Below are 16,408 nucleotides of genomic sequence, written 5' to 3'. Positions count from 1 at the left end.
CATGCGCCAGGAGACCGCTCAGCGCAAGTGGACGTGGTGGGGCATCAACACCATCGTCCTGCTCTACGCCTTCATCCCGGTCGTCTGGATCATCTCGATGTCGCTCAAGGACGCGGGGACGCTCAACGACGGCAGGTTCCTGCCCGTCTCGCCGTCCACCGAGAGCTACACCCAGATCTTCGAGAACAGCGACTTCACCCGGGCGCTGATCAACTCGATCGGCATCTGCCTCATCGCCACCTTCATCGCGCTGGTGTTCGGCACCATGGCGGCCTACGCCATCGCGCGCCTGGACTTCCCGGGCAAGAAGACGATCGTGGCCGTGTCGCTGCTGATCTCGATGTTCCCGCAGATCGCGCTCGTGACGCCGCTGTTCAAGATCCTCACGACCATCGGGCTGTTCGACACGTGGATGGGCCTGATCATCCCCTACGTCACCTTCGCGCTGCCGCTGGCGATCTACACCCTGTCGGCGTTCTTCCGCGAGATCCCGTGGGAGCTGGAGAAGGCGGCCAAGATGGACGGAGCCACGCCCTTCCAGGCCTTCCGTCAGGTGATCACCCCGCTGGCCATGCCGGGGGTCTTCACCACCGCGATCCTCGTCTTCATCGCCTGCTGGAACGACTTCCTGTTCGCGATCTCACTGACCTCCACCTCCGCGTCGCGAACGGTGCCCGCGGCCATGTCGTACTTCACCGGTGCCACGACCTTCGAGAAGCCCGTCGGGCCCATCGCTGCTGCGGCCGTGGTCATCACCGTCCCCATCGTCATCTTCGTGCTGCTCTTCCAGCGGCGCATCGTTGCCGGCCTGACCTCCGGCGCCGTCAAGGGCTGAGCGCCCGATCACCGTGAACGACTGAAGGAGCAGACATGGCCGAGATCGTCCTCGAGAACGTGGTCAAGCGCTACCCCGATGGTGCGCTGGCCGTGGACCACTTCAACCTCACCATCGCCGATGGGGAGTTCATCATCCTCGTGGGGCCGTCGGGCTGCGGGAAGTCGACCACGCTGAACATGATCGCGGGCCTCGAGGACATCACCGAGGGCAAGCTGATCATCGACGGTCAGGTCGTGAACGACAAGGCCCCCAAGGACCGTGACATCGCCATGGTGTTCCAGTCCTACGCGCTGTACCCCCACATGACCGTCGGCGAGAACATGGGATTCCCGCTCAAGCTCGCCGGCGTCGACAAGGCCACCATCGACAAGAAGGTCAAGGAGGCGGCCGAGATGCTGGAGCTCACCCAGCACCTCGACCGCAAGCCGTCGAACCTCTCCGGTGGCCAGCGCCAGCGCGTGGCGATGGGACGGGCGATCGTGCGCCAGCCCAAGGCCTTCCTCATGGACGAGCCGCTGTCGAACCTCGACGCCAAGCTGCGGGTGCAGATGCGGACCCAGGTGTCGCGCATCCAGAAGGCGCTGGGGACCACCACCATCTACGTCACGCACGACCAGACCGAGGCCATGACCCTCGGCGACCGGGTCGTCGTGATGCGCGGGGGCCTCATCCAGCAGGTCGGCTCCCCGCAGGAGCTCTACGACCACCCCGTCAACCTCTTCGTCGCCGGCTTCATCGGCAGCCCGTCGATGAACTTCCTGCCGGCCAAGGTGGCCGAGGGCAGGATCACGAGCCCGCTGGGCGAGGCCCAGCTGCCCGAGGGCGCGCGCAAGGCCATCGAGAAGGCCGGAGACGTCCGCGACGTGATCATCGGCATCCGGCCCGAGCACTTCGAGGACGCGAAGATCGCGCGTGACAGCGAGGGTGGGCGGTTCACCACGACCGTCGACCTCGTCGAGTCGATGGGCTCCGACGTGTTCGTCTACTTCACCCTGCGGGCCGAGGAAGCGCACTCCAAGGACCTCGAGGACCTGGCGGCGGACACCGGCTACGACCTGCACGGGGACGGCATCACGATCACCGCCCGCCTCGACGCAGCCTCGCGCGTGAGGGAGGGAGCGGAGGTCGAGCTCTGGTACGACACGAGCAAGATGCAGATCTTCGACGCCAAGACCGGACAGAACCTGGTGGCCCGGCCCACCGACGACGACAGCCCGGAGAACCCGCCTTCCGCGCCGGCGATGGCATCGGGGGAGCGGGACGAGGGCGAGGCCTGACCCGCGCGCTCTGACGCGCCGGCCCGACCGCCGGCGTGTCAGAGCACGAGTGCGCGCTCGAGGATACGTTCCGCGCTGCCCTGCACCAGGGAGCCGTCGAGGGTGCCCAGCGTGTGACCGTGACCGCCGGCGATCCGGCTGGCGACGAACGCGTCGGCCACCTCGCTCGGCGCGTGCTGGGCCAGCAGTGAGGCCTGGAGCGTCACGGCGAGTGTCTCCACCACCCGGCGGGCACCGACGGCGGCGCCGGGCTCTGCGGCATCCCGGGCCACCTCCTCGACGCCGTCGATGGCGGCGTCGAGTGCGGCACTGTGGCCGAGGCCGCGCTTGGCCTCGTGGACGAACGCCTCGACGGCCTGCGGCTGGCGGGAGACGGCGCGCAGCACGTCGAGGGCGTTGACGTTGCCCGAGCCCTCCCAGATCGAGTTCAGCGGCGCCTCGCGGTAGAGCCGGGCGAGGCCGTTCTCCTCGACGTAGCCGTTGCCGCCCAGGCACTCCAGCGCCTCGGCCACGACCGGCGAGGTGCGCTTGCACACCCAGTACTTGCTGACCGCGACGGCGAGCCGGGAGAAGTCGGAGTCGCCCTCGTCGACGGCGTGGGCGAGGCGCAGCGAGAGCATGGTGGCGGCCTCGGTCTCGAGGACGAGGTCGACGAGGACGTTGCGCATCAACGGCTGGTCGACGAGCCGAGCCCCGAAGGCGGAGCGGTGCCGGGCGTGGTGGACCGCGCGCACCACGGCCTGCCGCATGGTGGCCGTGGAGCCGAGCACGCAGTCGAGCCGGGTGGACGCGACCATGTCGATGATGGTGCGCACGCCGCGTCCCTCGTCGCCGACGCGCACACCCCAGGTGCCGTCGAACTCGACCTCCGAAGAGGCGTTGGAGCGGTTGCCCAGCTTGTCCTTGAGGCGTTGCAGCGCAAAGGGATTGCGGGTCCCGTCGTCGAGGACACGCGGGACGAGGAAGCAGGTGGGGCCGGCCTCGGTCTGGGCGAGCACGAGGAAGGCGTCGCTCATCGGCGCCGAGAGGAACCACTTGTGGCCGGTGAGCCGGTAGGTGTCGCCGCCGGCCAGGGGGCCGCGCGATGCAGCGGTCGCGACCGTCGCGTTGGCGCGCACGTCGGAGCCGCCCTGCTTCTCGGTCATGCCCATGCCGGCGATGGCGCCACGCTTGCCGGCAAGGGGACGCAGGCCGAAGTCGTACTCGCGGGAGGCCAGCTTCGGCACCCAGGCGGCAGCCAGCTCGGGGTTGGCGCGCAGGGCGGGCACGGCGGCATACGTCATCGACACGGGGCACAGGTGCCCTGCCTCCACCTGGGACCAGACGATGAAGCCGGCCGCCCGGCGCACGTGGGCGCCGCTGCCCGCCGGCTCGGTCCACGGCCCGGCCGTGAGGCCGTGGGCGACGGCGGTGTCCATGAGGTCGTGCCAAGAGGGGTGGAACTCCACCTCGTCGACCCGCTCGCCGGTGGGCGCGTGGGTGCGCAGCACCGGCGTGTGGAGGTTGGCCAGGTCGCCGGCCCGCTGGGCCTCGGGACGGCCGGCCAGCTCTGCGAGGACGGCGATGTCCTCGTATGCAGTCGGGCCGGCCCAGCGCCGCAGGCCCTCCTCGAGCGCGGGGTCGCTGGTCAGCAGGCTGTGGCCGGAGAGCGGCGGGACCTGGTTGGTGACGGCGTGGGTGCTCACCTCGGCAGCCTAGGGCGGGCAGGCGGCGTGATCAGGCCGTTGCCGCGTCAGACGTGTCACATGCGGGCCGACGGTGAGGCGCCGGGATACCGTTGCGGAGTGGTGAGCGTGAAGGCGCGGGTGAAGAGACACCTCGCCCGGGTGCCGGGGGCGACGGCTCTGGCGCGCCTGACCGTCGAGACGATCCGGGTGTGCCTGCGCTACCGCGTGACGGGGCTGGCGTCCGAGGCCGGCTTCTTCATGCTGCTGTCGCTGCCGCCGCTGCTGCTGGGACTGTTCGGCGGGGTCGGTTACGTCGGGCAGTGGCTCGGCCAGGAGACGGTCGACGAGATCACCGGCGGGATCCAGACGTGGGCCGAGCGGTTCCTCACCGACACGTTGATCACGGACGCGCTGTTGCCCACCGTCAACGACGTGCTGGGCAGGGGGCGCCTGGACCTCATCTCCGTCGGTTTCCTGCTGTCGATCTGGTCGGGGTCGCGCGCCCTGAACGTCTTCGTGGACACCATCTCGATCATGTACGGGCAGTCGGGCGTGCGGGGCATCGTGCAGACCCGGGCGTTGTCGTTGACGCTCTACCTGGTCTCGCTCGTCGTGGGGATCATCGTCATCCCACTGGTGCTGATCGGCCCGACGTGGCTGGAGGCGCTGCTGCCGGAGAGCCTGGACTTCCTGTTCTGGCTCTACTGGCCGGTGGTGACGTTCATCGCCGTCGCCAGCCTGACGACGCTGTACCACATCTCCACGCCACGCCGGACGCCGTGGCTGAGGGACATGCCCGGGGCCGTGCTGACCATGGTCATCTGGGCGCTGTCGTCGTTCGTGCTGCGCGGGACGGTCGCGGCCTCGCTGGGCGGCACGTCGATCTACGGGCCGCTGAGCACGCCGATCGTGCTGCTGATCTGGCTGTACTTCCTCGCCATCGCCATCCTCATCGGCGCCGCCCTCAACGCCGCCATCCGGCTCCTGTGGCCTGTCCAGGAGCGGCCCAGCGCGCGGGCCCGGGCCGTGGGGTGGGTCAAGCAGGAGGTGCGCCGTCGCCGGGCCGCCGAGGAGGTCGCGGGCCCCTCGGGTGTGGCGGGGGAGCCCGAGGCTGCGGCCGAGGTCTTCGGGGGGCTCGACGGGGCGCCTGGTGAGCCTGTGGGGACGCCGGGCGAGCCTGTCGGGGCGCCAGCCGGTGCGGGGGCGGGGGACGGCACTGAGGAGCCAGCTGCTGCGAAGCGGAAGAAGTCCAGGCCACTCACGCCGCTTCCCGAGGACCCCGAGCGGGTTGCGCGAAAGGCGGCCCGGAAGGCCGCCCGGAGGGCGGCGCGGTCGGCCTCCTGAACGGGGGTGTCGGCGGGTCCAACGGGGTCCGTCGAGGCGGTGACCGGGGCGGCTGGACAGCCGGTTTGGAGTTCACGGCGGGGATCGGCTAATGTCTCTCCCGCCGCACAGCGAAGGAATAACAACGCTGTGAGCAGCGCGGATGTAGCTCAGTTGGTAGAGCGCAACCTTGCCAAGGTTGAGGTCGCCGGTTCGAGACCGGTCATCCGCTCGGAGGGATCAAGACCGCCTTCACGGTGGAGTGGCCGAGAGGCGAGGCAGCGGCCTGCAAAGCCGCGTACACGGGTTCAAATCCCGTCTCCACCTCGATCACGCAAGACCCCGAGCAACACCCCAGGGCGATTGGCGCAGTGGTAGCGCGCTTCCTTGACACGGAAGAGGTCACTGGTTCAAACCCAGTATCGCCCACCATCGACAGACAGCCCTTGACCAGCGGAGACGCTGGTCAGGGGCTGTTCTCTTGTCCACCGGGAACGGCGAAATGTGACCTCTTCCGTGGCTCTGGGTGACCAACTGAGTGACAAAGAACTGCGATTTGGGGTGCAGGTAAGGGGTCACTCGTCGAGTTTGGTATTGCCCACCGGCGATACACCGGGCGCAGCAGGTACTCGCCTCTGTAGGAAACCGGTGGTGGTGTGCGATTTGAAGGTGGCTGTCTGCAACGAAGCGGTAAGAGCCCTCGGACGCCGTCGCCGAACCCCAGCACGGGCATGCTGGCGCCCGCCGTACCGCTGCCCTGAGCACGGAGTCCTGTTGGCCTTCCATCGCATGGATGTGCGCTGACAGACCCGTGCCGAAAAGTCACCGAACGGGGGGGGCGAACCGGGGCCGACAGTGTCGGGTGGTCCGTTCAGCGCACCGCACCGCTGGTCGACCGCGGGAACCGGGGCGCGAGGTCGATGACCTGACGGCGAGTTGGGCTGCTACGTGGCCGCAACCGTGGCACCGAGCGGCCGACGGCTCGTGTCGAGGGCTCGAGCTCCGCGGCCGACTGGGTCGATGCGAGGTTTGACTTCCCCGCTGCCGTCGGGAGGGACGCAATGGCAAAGGCGGCCGGCAGGTCCTTCTCGGCAGGATGCGCGTGCCGTGACCGTCATCGCCCCAGGGCCAAGCCCCCTGGCCTGCGAGGTTGTTGCGGTGTCGTGCGGTGACAGGGGGAAGATGTCCTATGACTGTGGACGTGATGGTCGAGACAACAATCGCATGCGCACCTGAGGTTGTTGCGGAGTTCGCGGGCGACCCCACCAATGCTCCGCAGTGGTATGCCAACATACGGTCAGTGGAGTGGCAGACGCCACCACCTGTGCAGGTCGGCTCGCGCTTGCACTTCGTTGCCCAGTTCCTGGGACGGAGGCTTTCGTACACGTACGAGGTGGTGGCGCAGGACCCTCTGCGCCGCATGGTCATGCGGACCGCGAACGGCCCCTTCCCGATGGAGACCATCTACACCTGGGAAGCGGTCGGAGGTGGGGGCACCCGGATGACGTTGCGCAACCGCGGCATCCCATCGGGATTCTCGCGACTGACCGCGCCGGTGGTGGCGCGCGCGATGCGGCGGGCCACCACCAAGGACCTGGCGCGGCTCAAGGCATTGCTCGAGACCGCGACATGAGCACGTCAGGATCGAGGGCCAGGATCTGGTCGACCGGGTGCTGCCGCAGCTCATGGGGCGGTGGGCATGCGTGTCACGAGTGGTCGGCACTTCCATGCAGGTCAAGGAGAAGCGGATGAACCAAGCACCCCGCCGTCCGCGCCTGATCGTCTTCGACGTCAACGAGACGCTGTCCGACATGAGCGTGCTCGCCGCTCGCTTCGCCGAGCTCGGCCTGGCCCAGCAGCTGGCACCGACGTGGTTCGCCAGCCTGCTGCGGGACGGTTTCGCGCTGACGGTGGCTGGGGAGAACCCCGACTTCGCGGAGCTGGCGTTGGAATCCCTGACCACCCTGCTCCGGAGCCAGGGCGTGACCGATGTCGAGGCAGGCGTCGAGGGCGTCATGGAGGCGTTCATGCAACTCCCTCTGCACCCGGACGTCGTGGAGGGCATCCGTCTCCTGAGCGAGTCCGGGATCCGCCTGGTGACCCTCAGCAACGGGTCCACGTCAGTGGCCGAGGGGCTGTTCCAGCGCAACGGCCTCATGGACCGTTTCGAGCGGCTCCTGTCCGTTGCGGACGCGCCGGCCTGGAAGCCGGCGGCGGCGGCATACCGGTATGCGATGGAGGTGTGCGGCGCCGACGCGGCAGAGAGCATGCTCGTGGCGGTCCACCCTTGGGACATCCACGGTGCGCACCGGGCCGGTCTTGCCACGGGCTTCCTCAATCGCACCGCCTTCCAATACCCGCGATTCTTCGCCCGGCCGGACATCGAGACGGCGAACCTGGTCGAGCTGGCAGACGCGCTGGCACGCCGAGGGCAGCCATGATCGCCCAGGTGCTGTTCATCGAGCACTGCCCCCATCACGGTGTGGCGGTGGCGCGGCTGCGGGAGGCGGCCCGCCTTGCGGACCTTGATCTGGTGGTCCAGGACGAGCGGGTCAGCAGTGCCGCCGATGCTCAGCGGATGGGCTTCGGTGGTTCGCCGAGCATCCACCTGGATGGCGTTGACCTGTTTCCCGTTGCACAGGTCGGTGACCTGGCGTGCCGGATCTACCCGACCGAGGCAGGGCCTCAGGGTGTTCCCAGCGTGGAGCAGCTGGTGGAGGCGTTGCGAGAACGACGCGACGCTGCCAGTCACTGACGGTGACGCCCTCGCGCGTGCGGGGAGTGCCAGCGCCGGCCGCGGGCTCCCGAGGCACACGAGCCGATAGGGGCACAGCCCCGAGGCCGACGCGAGGAGCCAGCCCCTAGTGGGCTGCAGACCGGGGATGCTGGCTCCATCGCACCATCGACCAGGGCACGGGTGCAGCGGTACCTCCCCTCGAGAGGGCTGGCCCTCTCATCGTCGGGTTGCGAGCTCCTCGGGAGAGCCGGAACCGTCGCGCCTCCTCGCCCAGATCGAGGAGTACTGCATGAGGTCGCGAGCCGTTCGACGCCGGTGCTCGTGGGTCCGCGACCCCGAGAGAGCCGCCGATGGCCACTGAACCGGCCTGTCTCCTCATCGCGTCTGTCCAGTCCGCGCTGGTACGGAGGGAGCCGAGAGCAGCGCCGCACCGAGGCACGAGGAACTGTTCTCCCGGTCCGCGCTGGTTCCGACGTAGAGCGCGGGTTCGGCAGCTTCTTACGGATCCGTGACGGGCTGGCCCACGGGCCCCTCATCGCTGGCCTGACCGCGGGCGCGGCGGCAGACTCCGGCCATGAGGGTTGTCCTGACGGGCGCGGCCGGCTTCATTGGCCGGGTCACAGGCTCGGAGTTGGCCGACGCGGGCCACGAGGTTGTCGGGATCGACGCCCTGCTCCCAGCAGCTCACCGCCCCGGGGCACCACCGCCGCCGGGGGTCGAGGTGCGGGATGTGCGTGACGCCGACGAGTGGGCGGAGCTGCTGCGCGGCGCGGACGCGGTGTGCCATCTGGCCGCCATGGTTGGGGCGGGGGTGTCGGCCGGGGACCTTCCGCTGTATGCCGCGCACAACGACCTCGGGACCGCCGCCCTGCTCGCGGCGATGCACCGTGCGGGCGTCCGCATGCTCGTGCAGGCGTCGTCCATGGTCGTCTACGGCGAGGGCCGATACCGCTGCCCTGAGCACGGAGTCCAGGTGCCGTCTGCCCGGGACCGGGCCGCCCTCGATGCGGGTCGTTTCGAGAACCCCTGTCCTGGCTGCGGGAAGGCGCTGGCGTGGGAGGCCGTCGACGAGGCTGCCGCCCTCGGCCCGCGCAGCAGCTACGCCGCGAGCAAGGTCGCCCAAGAGCACTACGCGACGGCCTGGGCCCGCCAGTCGCCGGGGAGGGCGCTCTCCCTGAGGTACCACAACGTCTACGGACCTGGGATGCCGCGTGACACCCCGTACTCGGGCGTAGCGGCGATCTTCCGCTCGGCGATCGAGGCCGGTCGGGCCCCCCGGGTCTTCGAGGACGGCCACCAGGTGCGTGACTTCGTCCACGTCGCCGACGTGGCGCGCGCGAACGTCCTCGCGCTCGAAGCGGTGGCCACGCGCGAGACCGGAAGCCACACGGCATACAACATCTGTTCGGGGACTCCGGTCACCATCCTCGAGGTCGCGGAGCGCATCACGGCAGAACTGGCCCCCAGCCTCGGCCCGATCGTCACCGGGGAGTATCGGCTGGGGGACGTCCGCCACATCGTCGCGTCCCCGGCGCGGGCGCGCGACGAGCTCGGCTTCACCGCGTCGGTGCACCCCCGCGAGGGGATCGCGCGGTTCGCCACCGAGCCGTTGCGCGACTGATCCGCGGCGAGGTCACCAGGGCGTCCACACGGCGTGCTGCACGGCGAGGGCCAACACGGCCTGGGAAGCGAGTGCGGGTCGGCGCCACGCGCGAGGCAGCATGGCAGCCGAGATCGCGAGCCACGGCACGAAGGGCAGCCAGATCCGCTCCACCTCCGCCTTGCTCATCAGCGAGAGGTCGGCGACGGCGACCATCGCCACCGCGGCGGCCACCAGGATCGGTGCCGCGGCATCGGGGGTCCGGCGCAGCTGCGGCAGTCGTCGTCGTCGGACAGCCCTCACGTCGCGGGGGTCAAGGGCCGCGCACACGGCGCCGATGATGACCGGGCCGGCACAGAGGGCGAGCGCCGCGAGGTTTGCCCACACCCAGTAGGCCACAGGGCGCTGGCTGGCGATGCCGTCCGCATAGCGCTGGCGCAGAACGGGAAAAGCCTCCCACCAGGAGAAGCCTGCAGAGGCGAAGGTGACCGCGACGGCGAGGGCGGCCGGGATGGCGACGAGCAGGGGCAGCCACACGCGGGAGGCGACCAGGACGCCGAGGGCCAGCAACGGGAGGAGGACCAGCCCGTAGGACAGGAAGACGCAGGCGCCGAACAGCAGGCCGGCCAGAGCGGCCCAGACCACGGCGCGCCAAGGACCTGCGTGCTCGTGCGCGATCGTCGTCGAGGTGGCGAGCGCCGCCGCACCCCAGGCGCCGACCGCCGCGAACACCGCGTCGGCGGAGACCGCCTGCCAGATTGCCGCAGGCCCGATCACGAGGAAAGGCAGGGCGATTCGCGCGGCGTTCTCAGCCCCCAATGCGCGAAGGGTCACGACCACGGCCACAGGCGTGGTCGCGGCCACGGCGACCACCAGGAGGCCGGTCGCCACCCCGCTGGCGAGCCCGACCCGCGCCAGAACCACGAAGAGCAGGAGGGCGCCCGGTGGGTGCCCGGCGACGTGCACCGCCCAGTGGTCCGGGTGGTCGAGCGGGATGCGGTCGATGAAACCACGCAGCGTCTCCGGCACGTCGTCCACCGCTCGCGCGGTCGGCAGGTACTCCGTGCTCTGCTCCAGGGGACGGCTGATCCCGCCGATGCCGTCCACGAGGGCGAGCGAGAGCATCCAGGCGACGCCCATCACCCAGGCCACCCCGAGCAGGCGACGCCATCGCAGCCGAGCGCAGGCCTGGTGCAGGGCAGGGCTGCAGGCCACCAACGCGACGGCCACTGAGGGGATAGTTCCGGGCCCGATGCGTGGGCGCCAGTCGGCGAGCAGAGGCGGTGCCGTCCCCACACGCACAGAGATCCCCAGCACGAACGGGACCACAGCGGCTGCGACCACGACAACAACGGCAGCGGTCGCGCCTCGTCGCACCAGCGGGGCTGACGCAGCCGGAGGTGCGTCACCGCGCCGGTCCACGCGCAGCGATACGTCCATGCCCCGAGGCTGACACCTGCCACGTCCTCAGACCCATCAGGGCGAGCGTCCTTCACACTCTCGTAAGGGTTTGCGTCTCACGCCGCGACGTCGGGTGCCTAGCGTCGAGGCATGACTCGATGCGATCTGGTGCTGCCGTGCAGGAACGAGGCGGCCGCCCTGCCAGACCTCCTCGGCAGGGTGCCCGATGTGTTCGGCGTCATCGTCGTCGACAACGGGTCGTCCGACGGCACCGCGGCGGTCGCCCGGTCGCTCGGGGCCCGCGTGGTGGCGGAGCCGACGCCCGGATACGGCGCAGCCGTGCACGCCGGCGTCGCGGCCTCGACCGCGGAGTACGTCGCGGTCATCGATGGCGACGGTTCGCTCGACCCAGAAGACCTGCTCATGCTGCTCGAGTGGGTGGCGAGCGGCCGGGCGGACCTCGCCGTCGGCCGGCGCCGCCCCACTGCAGAGGCGCGCTGGCCCTGGCACGCCCGACTCGGCAACCGGGTGGCGCTGCGCTGGCTCACCGCGCAGGCTGGACTGCGGCTCCACGACATCGCGCCGGCCAGGGTGTGCAGGCGCGACGACCTCGAGCGGCTCGGCGTGATGGACCGCCGATTCGGCTACCCCGTCGAGCTCCTGCTGCGCGCAGGGCAGGCCGGCTGGAGCGTGGCGGAGGTCGAGGTCGCCTACCATCCGCGGGCCGCCGGCACGCGGTCGAAGGTCTCGGGGTCGGTCGCCGGCAGTCTGCGAGCCGCCCTCGACTTCGCCCGGGTGCTCTCGTGAGCGTCGCGGTGGTCGTCCTCGCCAAGGCGCCAGTGCCGGGAGTGGCCAAGACGCGACTTGCAGCCGTCGTGGGTGACCGGCGCGCGGCCGATCTCGCAGCGGCAGCGCTGCTGGACACGCTCGAGCTCTGTGCCGAGGTCTTCCCCAGCGGGTTCCGGGTGGCGGCGTTGGATGGCCACCTCGCCGAGGCCAGCCGGCGGGACGAGCTGGCAGCGACCCTCCACGAGTGGCAGGTCATCGACCAGACCACCGGGGGTCTGGGTGAGCGGATCTGTCACGCGCTGCACGCAACTCACCGGCTCACCGGCGGGCCGGTGGTCCTGGTCGGGATGGACACGCCCCACCTGCAGACCGGGATCCTCGCCGAGGTCGCCGAGAGCGTCGCGGCCACCGGCCGGCCGGTGCTGGGCCCCGCCGCCGACGGCGGGTGGTGGGTCCTCGCGATCGCCGACCCGCGGCACGCGGACGGGCTGGCCGACGTGCCGATGTCTCGGCCAGATACCTACGCCCGCACCCATGAGGCCGTATGCCGCGTGTCTCGCCGCGTGGCGCCCGCGCCGGTGATGCGCGACGTCGACACCGTCGTGGATGCCGCGTGGGCCGCGGCGGCAGCGCCGAGGAGCCGGTTCGCGCGCGCCTGGCGGGAAGGGGGAGCCCACCAGGGCTGGGTGTCGGGGACCAGCGCGCGGGTGGGGACGGAGGCGGCACGGTGAGCGCCGCGGTGGTGTTGGAGGTGCCTGCGTCCGATGTCTATGCCGCGGCGCTGCGGGGTGCTCCCTGCACCGCGACCGTCGACGGCAGGGAACGGAGGCTTCCCGTGCGCCGGTGGGCAGGCGCAGTCACCGCGGGGGACCGGTTCCTCCTGTCTCATTGCGAGGGGCCGACCATCGACCTCGGCTGCGGGCCCGGCCGGCTGACCGCCGCGCTGGCGCGCCGCGGTGTGCTCACCCTTGGCGTCGACCTGTCGGTGGCAGCGGTTGAGGCGGCCGCTGCGCGGGGCGCGCCCGTCCTGCGCGCCGACCTGTTCGGCCCGCTGCCGAGGGAGGGCCACTGGCGCACAGCGCTGCTGGCTGACGGGAACGTGGGAATCGGCGGCGCCCCCGCGGCCCTGCTCCGTCGGGTGCGCGGCCTGGTCACGCCCGGCGGACGCGTGGTCCTCGACTGTGCGTCGCCGGGCACTGGTGTGCGCGTGCGGGTCGTGCACCTGCGCGCCGGCGGTCTGACCTCGGAGCCGTTCCCCTGGGCGGAGGTCGGTGTCGACGCGCTCGGCTCTCTCGCTGCGGATGCGGGACTCGTGCTCGGGGGGGCCAGCAGCTGGCGGGGCCGTTGGGTCGCCACGCTGCACCGCCCCGCGCTGGAGGAGGAGAACTCATGGCCCTGCTGAGCGGCACACGGCTGACGGACCGCATCGACCGGCTGCTCCCCCGCGAGGGTGACTTCCACAGCTCCCTGCGCGGCCCCGACGTGGCCTCGCGGGTGGGGCTCTGGCTTGGCCTGTGTTTCCTCGTGGCCCTGCTCACCGGGGTCTACAGCCACTTTGCGCAGCAGGCAGCGACGGCCATTCCGCTCCCTCGCCGGCCCGTCTCGCTCTACCGGGTCACCCAGACCCTGCACATCGCGGCCGGCACAGCCGCCGTGCCGCTGCTGCTGGTGAAGATGTGGGCGGTCTACCCCAAGCTGTTCGCCCGTCCTCCACGGGACCGCCGGGCCGTGCTCCTGCACGTCCTGGAACGGCTCTCCATCGCTGCGCTCGTCGCGAGCGCGATCTTCCAGCTGGCCACGGGTCTGGCCAACGCCGCCCAGTGGTACCCGTGGGGGTTCACCTTCCGCGAGACGCACTACGCGGTCGGCTGGGTCGCGATCGGGGCGCTCCTGGTCCACGTGGCCGTGAAGCTGCCCACCATCCGCGAAGCCCTGACCCGACGGCTGCCGCCGGTTCAGGCCGGCGGTGTCACGCGCAGGTCGCTGCTCCGGACGACGTGGCTGGCGGCCGGCGTCGCGGTCCTGGCCACCGCTGCCGCGGGAGTGCCGGGTGTGCGCCGGATCTCGGTGCTCGCGGTGCGTTCCGGGGATGGGCCCGGCGGGGTGCCGGTCAACAGGTCCGCGGCGGCGGCAGGCGTCAGTGCCCTGGCCGCAGACCCGGGTTTCGCCCTCTCCGTCGTCGCGCCCGGCCGGGAGGTCCGGCTCAGCCGGGCCGACCTGGAGGCCCTGCCACAGACGAGTGCTGAGCTGCCCATCGCCTGCGTCGAGGGGTGGAGCGCCTCGGGCACCTGGTCCGGGGTGCGGGTGCGGGACCTCCTGGCCCTGGTCGGTGCGCCGGCGCACACGGCCGTCGTGGTGCGATCCCTGCAGCCACGGGGAGCCTGGCGTGAGAGCCGGCTGCCCGCCGAGGTGGCCGCGGACCCGCTCACCCTGCTCGCCCTCGCCCTGGCCGGCGAACCCCTCAGCCCCGACCACGGCTACCCCTGCCGGATCATCGCCCCGAACCGGCCGGGAGTGCTGCAGACCAAATGGGTCTCCCACCTCGAGGTACAGGCGTGACTGACCATGTCGCTGAGGTGACCACCCGCGTCGTCCTCGGTGCCGCGGGCACCGCCGCCGCGGCATACGGGACCGTCACGCTGCTGGGCCTGGGCACCGAGAACCTGCTCGCCACACTGCCATGGCTCGTCGGCGGAGTGGTGGCGCACGACGCGGTGCTGGCGCCGCTGGTCGTCCTGGCCGGCGTCCTCGCTGCGGCCCGCCTGCCAGGCTGGGTCCGGGGTGCGGCCGCCGCCGCGCTCGTGGTGCTCGGCACGGTCACCCTCGCCGCGTCTCCGGCGCTCGGCCGGTTCGGTGCGCGGCCCGACAACCCGACCCTCCTCGACCGCCCGTATGCCGCGGGGTGGGCGGCCCTCGCCGCACTAGTGTTGGTGGCGGCAGGAACCGCAGCCCTGGCGACCCGCCGACGTGGAGGAGAGCATCGTGGCTGACGTGCTCGTGGTGGACGACGACCGGACCGTCCGCGAGGTCGTCGTCTCGTACCTGCGCGCCAACGGGCACGACGTCAGCGAGGCCGGCGACGGGGAGGGCGCCCTGACCGCCATGAACCGGCACCGGGCCGACCTCGTGGTGCTGGACCTCATGCTCCCGGGGGTGGGCGGGCTCGAGGTGTGCCGGCGCCTCCGGGAGACCACCGACGTGCCGATCATCATGCTGACGGCCTTGGGGTCCGAGACGGACCGGTTGGTCGGGCTGAGGCTCGGCGCCGACGACTACGTCACGAAGCCGTTCAGCCCCCGCGAGCTCGTGCTGCGAGTGGACTCGGTACTGCGTCGGGTCGGGCAGCGGGCCAGCCGCGGGGTCCGCACTGTGGACGGTTCCCTCGTCGTCGATCCAGCGCAGCACCTGGCGACCCTCGACGGCGAGCCGCTCCCGCTGACCATGCGGGAGTTCGACCTGTTGCAGTTCTTCCTGGCCAACCCGCGGATTGCCTGGTCGCGTGACGCGCTGCTGCGCGAGGTGTGGGGCTGGTCCTTCGGCGACCAGTCAACGGTGACCGTGCACGTCCGACGGCTGCGAGAGAAGGTCGAGGCCGACCCCACGCGGCCCATCCGCCTCGTGACCGTGTGGGGTGTGGGCTACCGCTGGGAGCCGACGCCGTGAGCCGCGACCAGGTCGAGGTCATCCTCATCGCCGCTGGCCTGTCGCTGGCGGTCGGCGCGGTCTGCGCCCTGCTCAGCTGGCGGCTGCGTCGCGCCTCGATCCTGTGGGCGTCGGGACTGGTGGCCGTGGCCGCCGTCGCCGGCATCCTTGCGGGGGTGGTCGGGACGGCGCAGGCGATGTTCCTCTCCTTCCACGACCTGGAGGTCGTCCTCCTCGTCTGCCTGGTTTCGGGGCTGGTGTCCTTGGGATTCGCGCTGTGGCTCGCCCAGCGTCTCCTCCGCGAGGCCCGCACCCTGCGTGACAGCGCGCACCGGCTCGGGGCCGGCGAGCCGGTCGCCGCGGTCTCCTCCGGGCCACGTGAGTTCCGCGCGGTCAGTGACGAGCTCGCACGCAGCAGCGAGCAGCTGCGCACTGCCCGGGAGCGCGAGCACCGGATGGAGCAGTCCCGGCGGGAGCTCGTGGCATGGGTCTCGCACGACCTGCGGACTCCGCTGGCCGGCCTGCGCGCCATGACCGAGGCCCTCGACGACGGCATCGCCGAAGACCCCGCCCGCTACCACCGGCAGATGCTCGGCGAGGTGGACCGCATGGTGCTCATGGTCGACGACCTCTTCGAGCTGTCCCGCATCCACGCAGGGACGCTCAGCCTCTCGCTGCAGAGCCTCCCCCTCGGCGACGTGGTGAGCGAGACCATCGCCGGAGCGCGCCCCGTCGCCCTGACCCGCCACGTATCGGTAGGCGGGAACGTCGACCCGGATGCCATCGTGAGGGCCGATCCCGGGGCGCTGTCCCGCGTGGTCGCGAACCTCGTCATGAACGCGATACACCACACCCCCGCCGACGGAGTGGTGGGCATCCACGGCCGGCGCGACGGGGCGGTCGTCGAGCTCAGCGTGACCGACGGGTGCGGGGGCATCAACGCTCCGGACCTCGAGCGGGTCTTCGACGTGGGGTGGCAGGGTGACGACGCCAGAACCCCGGGCGCGCAGACCGGGGCAGGGCTGGGGCTGGCCATCGTCAAGGGACTCGTGGAGGCCCACCACGGAACGGTGGCGGTGGCCAACCTCGACGGTGGCTGCCGGTTCACGATCCGGCTACCTGCATAGGCGCAGC

At 71.2% G+C, this 16,408-nt stretch carries 16 protein-coding genes and 3 tRNA genes; 17 read left to right on the top strand and 2 right to left on the bottom strand.

The annotated features are described in order from the left end of the window. Position 1: 1 nt before the first annotated feature. Together P0Y31_RS07975 and ugpC are read left to right on the top strand one after the other, a co-directional pair. Positions 2-835 carry a carbohydrate ABC transporter permease gene (locus tag P0Y31_RS07975; protein ID WP_275868111.1) on the top strand — a complete coding sequence of 278 codons (834 nt, stop codon included), beginning with the start codon at positions 2-4 and terminating at the stop codon, positions 833-835. A gap of 35 nt (positions 836-870) precedes the next feature. Beyond that, positions 871-2,115 carry a sn-glycerol-3-phosphate ABC transporter ATP-binding protein UgpC gene (gene ugpC, locus P0Y31_RS07970; RefSeq protein WP_275868109.1) on the top strand — a complete coding sequence of 415 codons (1,245 nt, stop codon included), beginning with the start codon at positions 871-873 and terminating at the stop codon, positions 2,113-2,115. 38 nt (positions 2,116-2,153) lie between these two features. Here ugpC and P0Y31_RS07965 read toward each other — a convergent pair whose 3' ends face one another. Next, positions 2,154-3,800 (bottom strand): acyl-CoA dehydrogenase family protein, encoded by a 1,647-nt coding sequence (locus P0Y31_RS07965; protein ID WP_275868107.1) that lies wholly within the window; start codon positions 3,798-3,800, stop codon positions 2,154-2,156. A 99-nt stretch (positions 3,801-3,899) separates the two neighbouring features. Here P0Y31_RS07965 and P0Y31_RS07960 point away from each other — a divergent pair, with 99 nt between their 5' ends. From P0Y31_RS07960 to P0Y31_RS07925, 8 genes are all read left to right on the top strand, one after another. Then, positions 3,900-5,126 carry a YihY/virulence factor BrkB family protein gene (locus P0Y31_RS07960; protein ID WP_275868106.1) on the top strand — a complete coding sequence of 409 codons (1,227 nt, stop codon included), beginning with the start codon at positions 3,900-3,902 and terminating at the stop codon, positions 5,124-5,126. 138 nt (positions 5,127-5,264) lie between these two features. Continuing rightward, positions 5,265-5,337, top strand: a tRNA-Gly gene (locus P0Y31_RS07955). Positions 5,338-5,361: 24 nt separating this feature from the next. Continuing rightward, positions 5,362-5,432 (top strand) — tRNA-Cys (locus P0Y31_RS07950). 30 nt (positions 5,433-5,462) lie between these two features. Next, positions 5,463-5,537: transfer RNA gene (locus P0Y31_RS07945), tRNA-Val, on the top strand. 757 nt (positions 5,538-6,294) lie between these two features. Next, positions 6,295-6,738, top strand: coding sequence for an SRPBCC family protein (locus tag P0Y31_RS07940; RefSeq protein WP_275868104.1), 444 nt, complete (start codon positions 6,295-6,297; stop codon positions 6,736-6,738). Positions 6,739-6,853: 115 nt separating this feature from the next. Further along, the gene (locus P0Y31_RS07935; RefSeq protein WP_275868103.1) at positions 6,854-7,546 is read left to right on the top strand and encodes a haloacid dehalogenase type II; all 693 of its coding nucleotides are present in this window, start codon (positions 6,854-6,856) and stop codon (positions 7,544-7,546) included. Continuing rightward, positions 7,543-7,860 (top strand): thioredoxin family protein, encoded by a 318-nt coding sequence (locus tag P0Y31_RS07930; protein WP_275868101.1) that lies wholly within the window; start codon positions 7,543-7,545, stop codon positions 7,858-7,860. Before P0Y31_RS07935 ends, P0Y31_RS07930 begins: the two co-directional genes overlap by 4 nt. A 556-nt stretch (positions 7,861-8,416) precedes the next feature. Further along, positions 8,417-9,463, top strand: coding sequence for an NAD-dependent epimerase/dehydratase family protein (locus P0Y31_RS07925; protein ID WP_275868099.1), 1,047 nt, complete (start codon positions 8,417-8,419; stop codon positions 9,461-9,463). A gap of 12 nt (positions 9,464-9,475) precedes the next feature. Here the strand turns inward: P0Y31_RS07925 and P0Y31_RS07920 are convergent, their stop codons facing one another. Continuing rightward, positions 9,476-10,672 carry a hypothetical protein gene (locus P0Y31_RS07920; RefSeq protein ID WP_275868098.1) on the bottom strand — a complete coding sequence of 399 codons (1,197 nt, stop codon included), beginning with the start codon at positions 10,670-10,672 and terminating at the stop codon, positions 9,476-9,478. 321 nt (positions 10,673-10,993) lie between these two features. On the opposite strand from P0Y31_RS07920, the gene P0Y31_RS07915 reads away from it, so the two are divergent. From P0Y31_RS07915 to P0Y31_RS07885, 7 genes are read left to right on the top strand one after another with little or no spacing between them, the layout of a single operon-like run. Beyond that, complete coding sequence (locus P0Y31_RS07915; protein WP_275868096.1) at positions 10,994-11,650, top strand: glycosyltransferase family 2 protein; 657 nt, start codon at positions 10,994-10,996, stop codon at positions 11,648-11,650. Next, positions 11,647-12,363: a DUF2064 domain-containing protein gene (locus tag P0Y31_RS07910; protein WP_275868094.1), complete on the top strand. Its 717-nt coding sequence runs from the start codon at positions 11,647-11,649 to the stop codon at positions 12,361-12,363. The genes P0Y31_RS07915 and P0Y31_RS07910 overlap by 4 nt, the downstream gene beginning before the upstream one ends. After that, positions 12,360-13,034 carry a class I SAM-dependent methyltransferase gene (locus P0Y31_RS07905; protein WP_275868093.1) on the top strand — a complete coding sequence of 225 codons (675 nt, stop codon included), beginning with the start codon at positions 12,360-12,362 and terminating at the stop codon, positions 13,032-13,034. The genes P0Y31_RS07910 and P0Y31_RS07905 overlap by 4 nt, the downstream gene beginning before the upstream one ends. Next, positions 13,022-14,191 carry a molybdopterin-dependent oxidoreductase gene (locus P0Y31_RS07900; RefSeq protein ID WP_275868091.1) on the top strand — a complete coding sequence of 390 codons (1,170 nt, stop codon included), beginning with the start codon at positions 13,022-13,024 and terminating at the stop codon, positions 14,189-14,191. Before P0Y31_RS07905 ends, P0Y31_RS07900 begins: the two co-directional genes overlap by 13 nt. Then, positions 14,188-14,622: a hypothetical protein gene (locus tag P0Y31_RS07895; RefSeq protein WP_275868089.1), complete on the top strand. Its 435-nt coding sequence runs from the start codon at positions 14,188-14,190 to the stop codon at positions 14,620-14,622. Before P0Y31_RS07900 ends, P0Y31_RS07895 begins: the two co-directional genes overlap by 4 nt. Further along, on the top strand, positions 14,615-15,295 hold the full coding sequence (locus P0Y31_RS07890; RefSeq protein ID WP_275868087.1) for a response regulator transcription factor: 681 nt from the start codon (positions 14,615-14,617) through the stop codon (positions 15,293-15,295). Before P0Y31_RS07895 ends, P0Y31_RS07890 begins: the two co-directional genes overlap by 8 nt. Next, on the top strand, positions 15,292-16,401 hold the full coding sequence (locus tag P0Y31_RS07885; protein WP_275868085.1) for a HAMP domain-containing sensor histidine kinase: 1,110 nt from the start codon (positions 15,292-15,294) through the stop codon (positions 16,399-16,401). Before P0Y31_RS07890 ends, P0Y31_RS07885 begins: the two co-directional genes overlap by 4 nt. Positions 16,402-16,408: the final 7 nt, after the last annotated feature.

Origin of the sequence: Knoellia sp. 3-2P3 (genome assembly GCF_029223115.1) — a bacterium.
Classification (GTDB): domain Bacteria; phylum Actinomycetota; class Actinomycetes; order Actinomycetales; family Dermatophilaceae; genus Pedococcus_A.
This window is presented reverse-complemented; position numbering and strand designations above follow the sequence as displayed.

Excerpts from the sequence above, each read along its gene's own strand:
- P0Y31_RS07975 (WP_275868111.1), top strand. The coding sequence starts at position 2 with ATGCGCCAGGAGACCGCTCAGCGCAAGTGGACGTGGTGGGGCATCAAC.
- ugpC (WP_275868109.1), top strand. The coding sequence starts at position 871 with ATGGCCGAGATCGTCCTCGAGAACGTGGTCAAGCGCTACCCCGATGGT.
- P0Y31_RS07940 (WP_275868104.1), top strand. The coding sequence starts at position 6,295 with ATGACTGTGGACGTGATGGTCGAGACAACAATCGCATGCGCACCTGAG.
- P0Y31_RS07935 (WP_275868103.1), top strand. The coding sequence starts at position 6,854 with ATGAACCAAGCACCCCGCCGTCCGCGCCTGATCGTCTTCGACGTCAAC.
- P0Y31_RS07930 (WP_275868101.1), top strand. The coding sequence starts at position 7,543 with ATGATCGCCCAGGTGCTGTTCATCGAGCACTGCCCCCATCACGGTGTG.
- P0Y31_RS07925 (WP_275868099.1), top strand. The coding sequence starts at position 8,417 with ATGAGGGTTGTCCTGACGGGCGCGGCCGGCTTCATTGGCCGGGTCACA.
- P0Y31_RS07915 (WP_275868096.1), top strand. The coding sequence starts at position 10,994 with ATGACTCGATGCGATCTGGTGCTGCCGTGCAGGAACGAGGCGGCCGCC.
- P0Y31_RS07900 (WP_275868091.1), top strand. The coding sequence starts at position 13,022 with ATGGCCCTGCTGAGCGGCACACGGCTGACGGACCGCATCGACCGGCTG.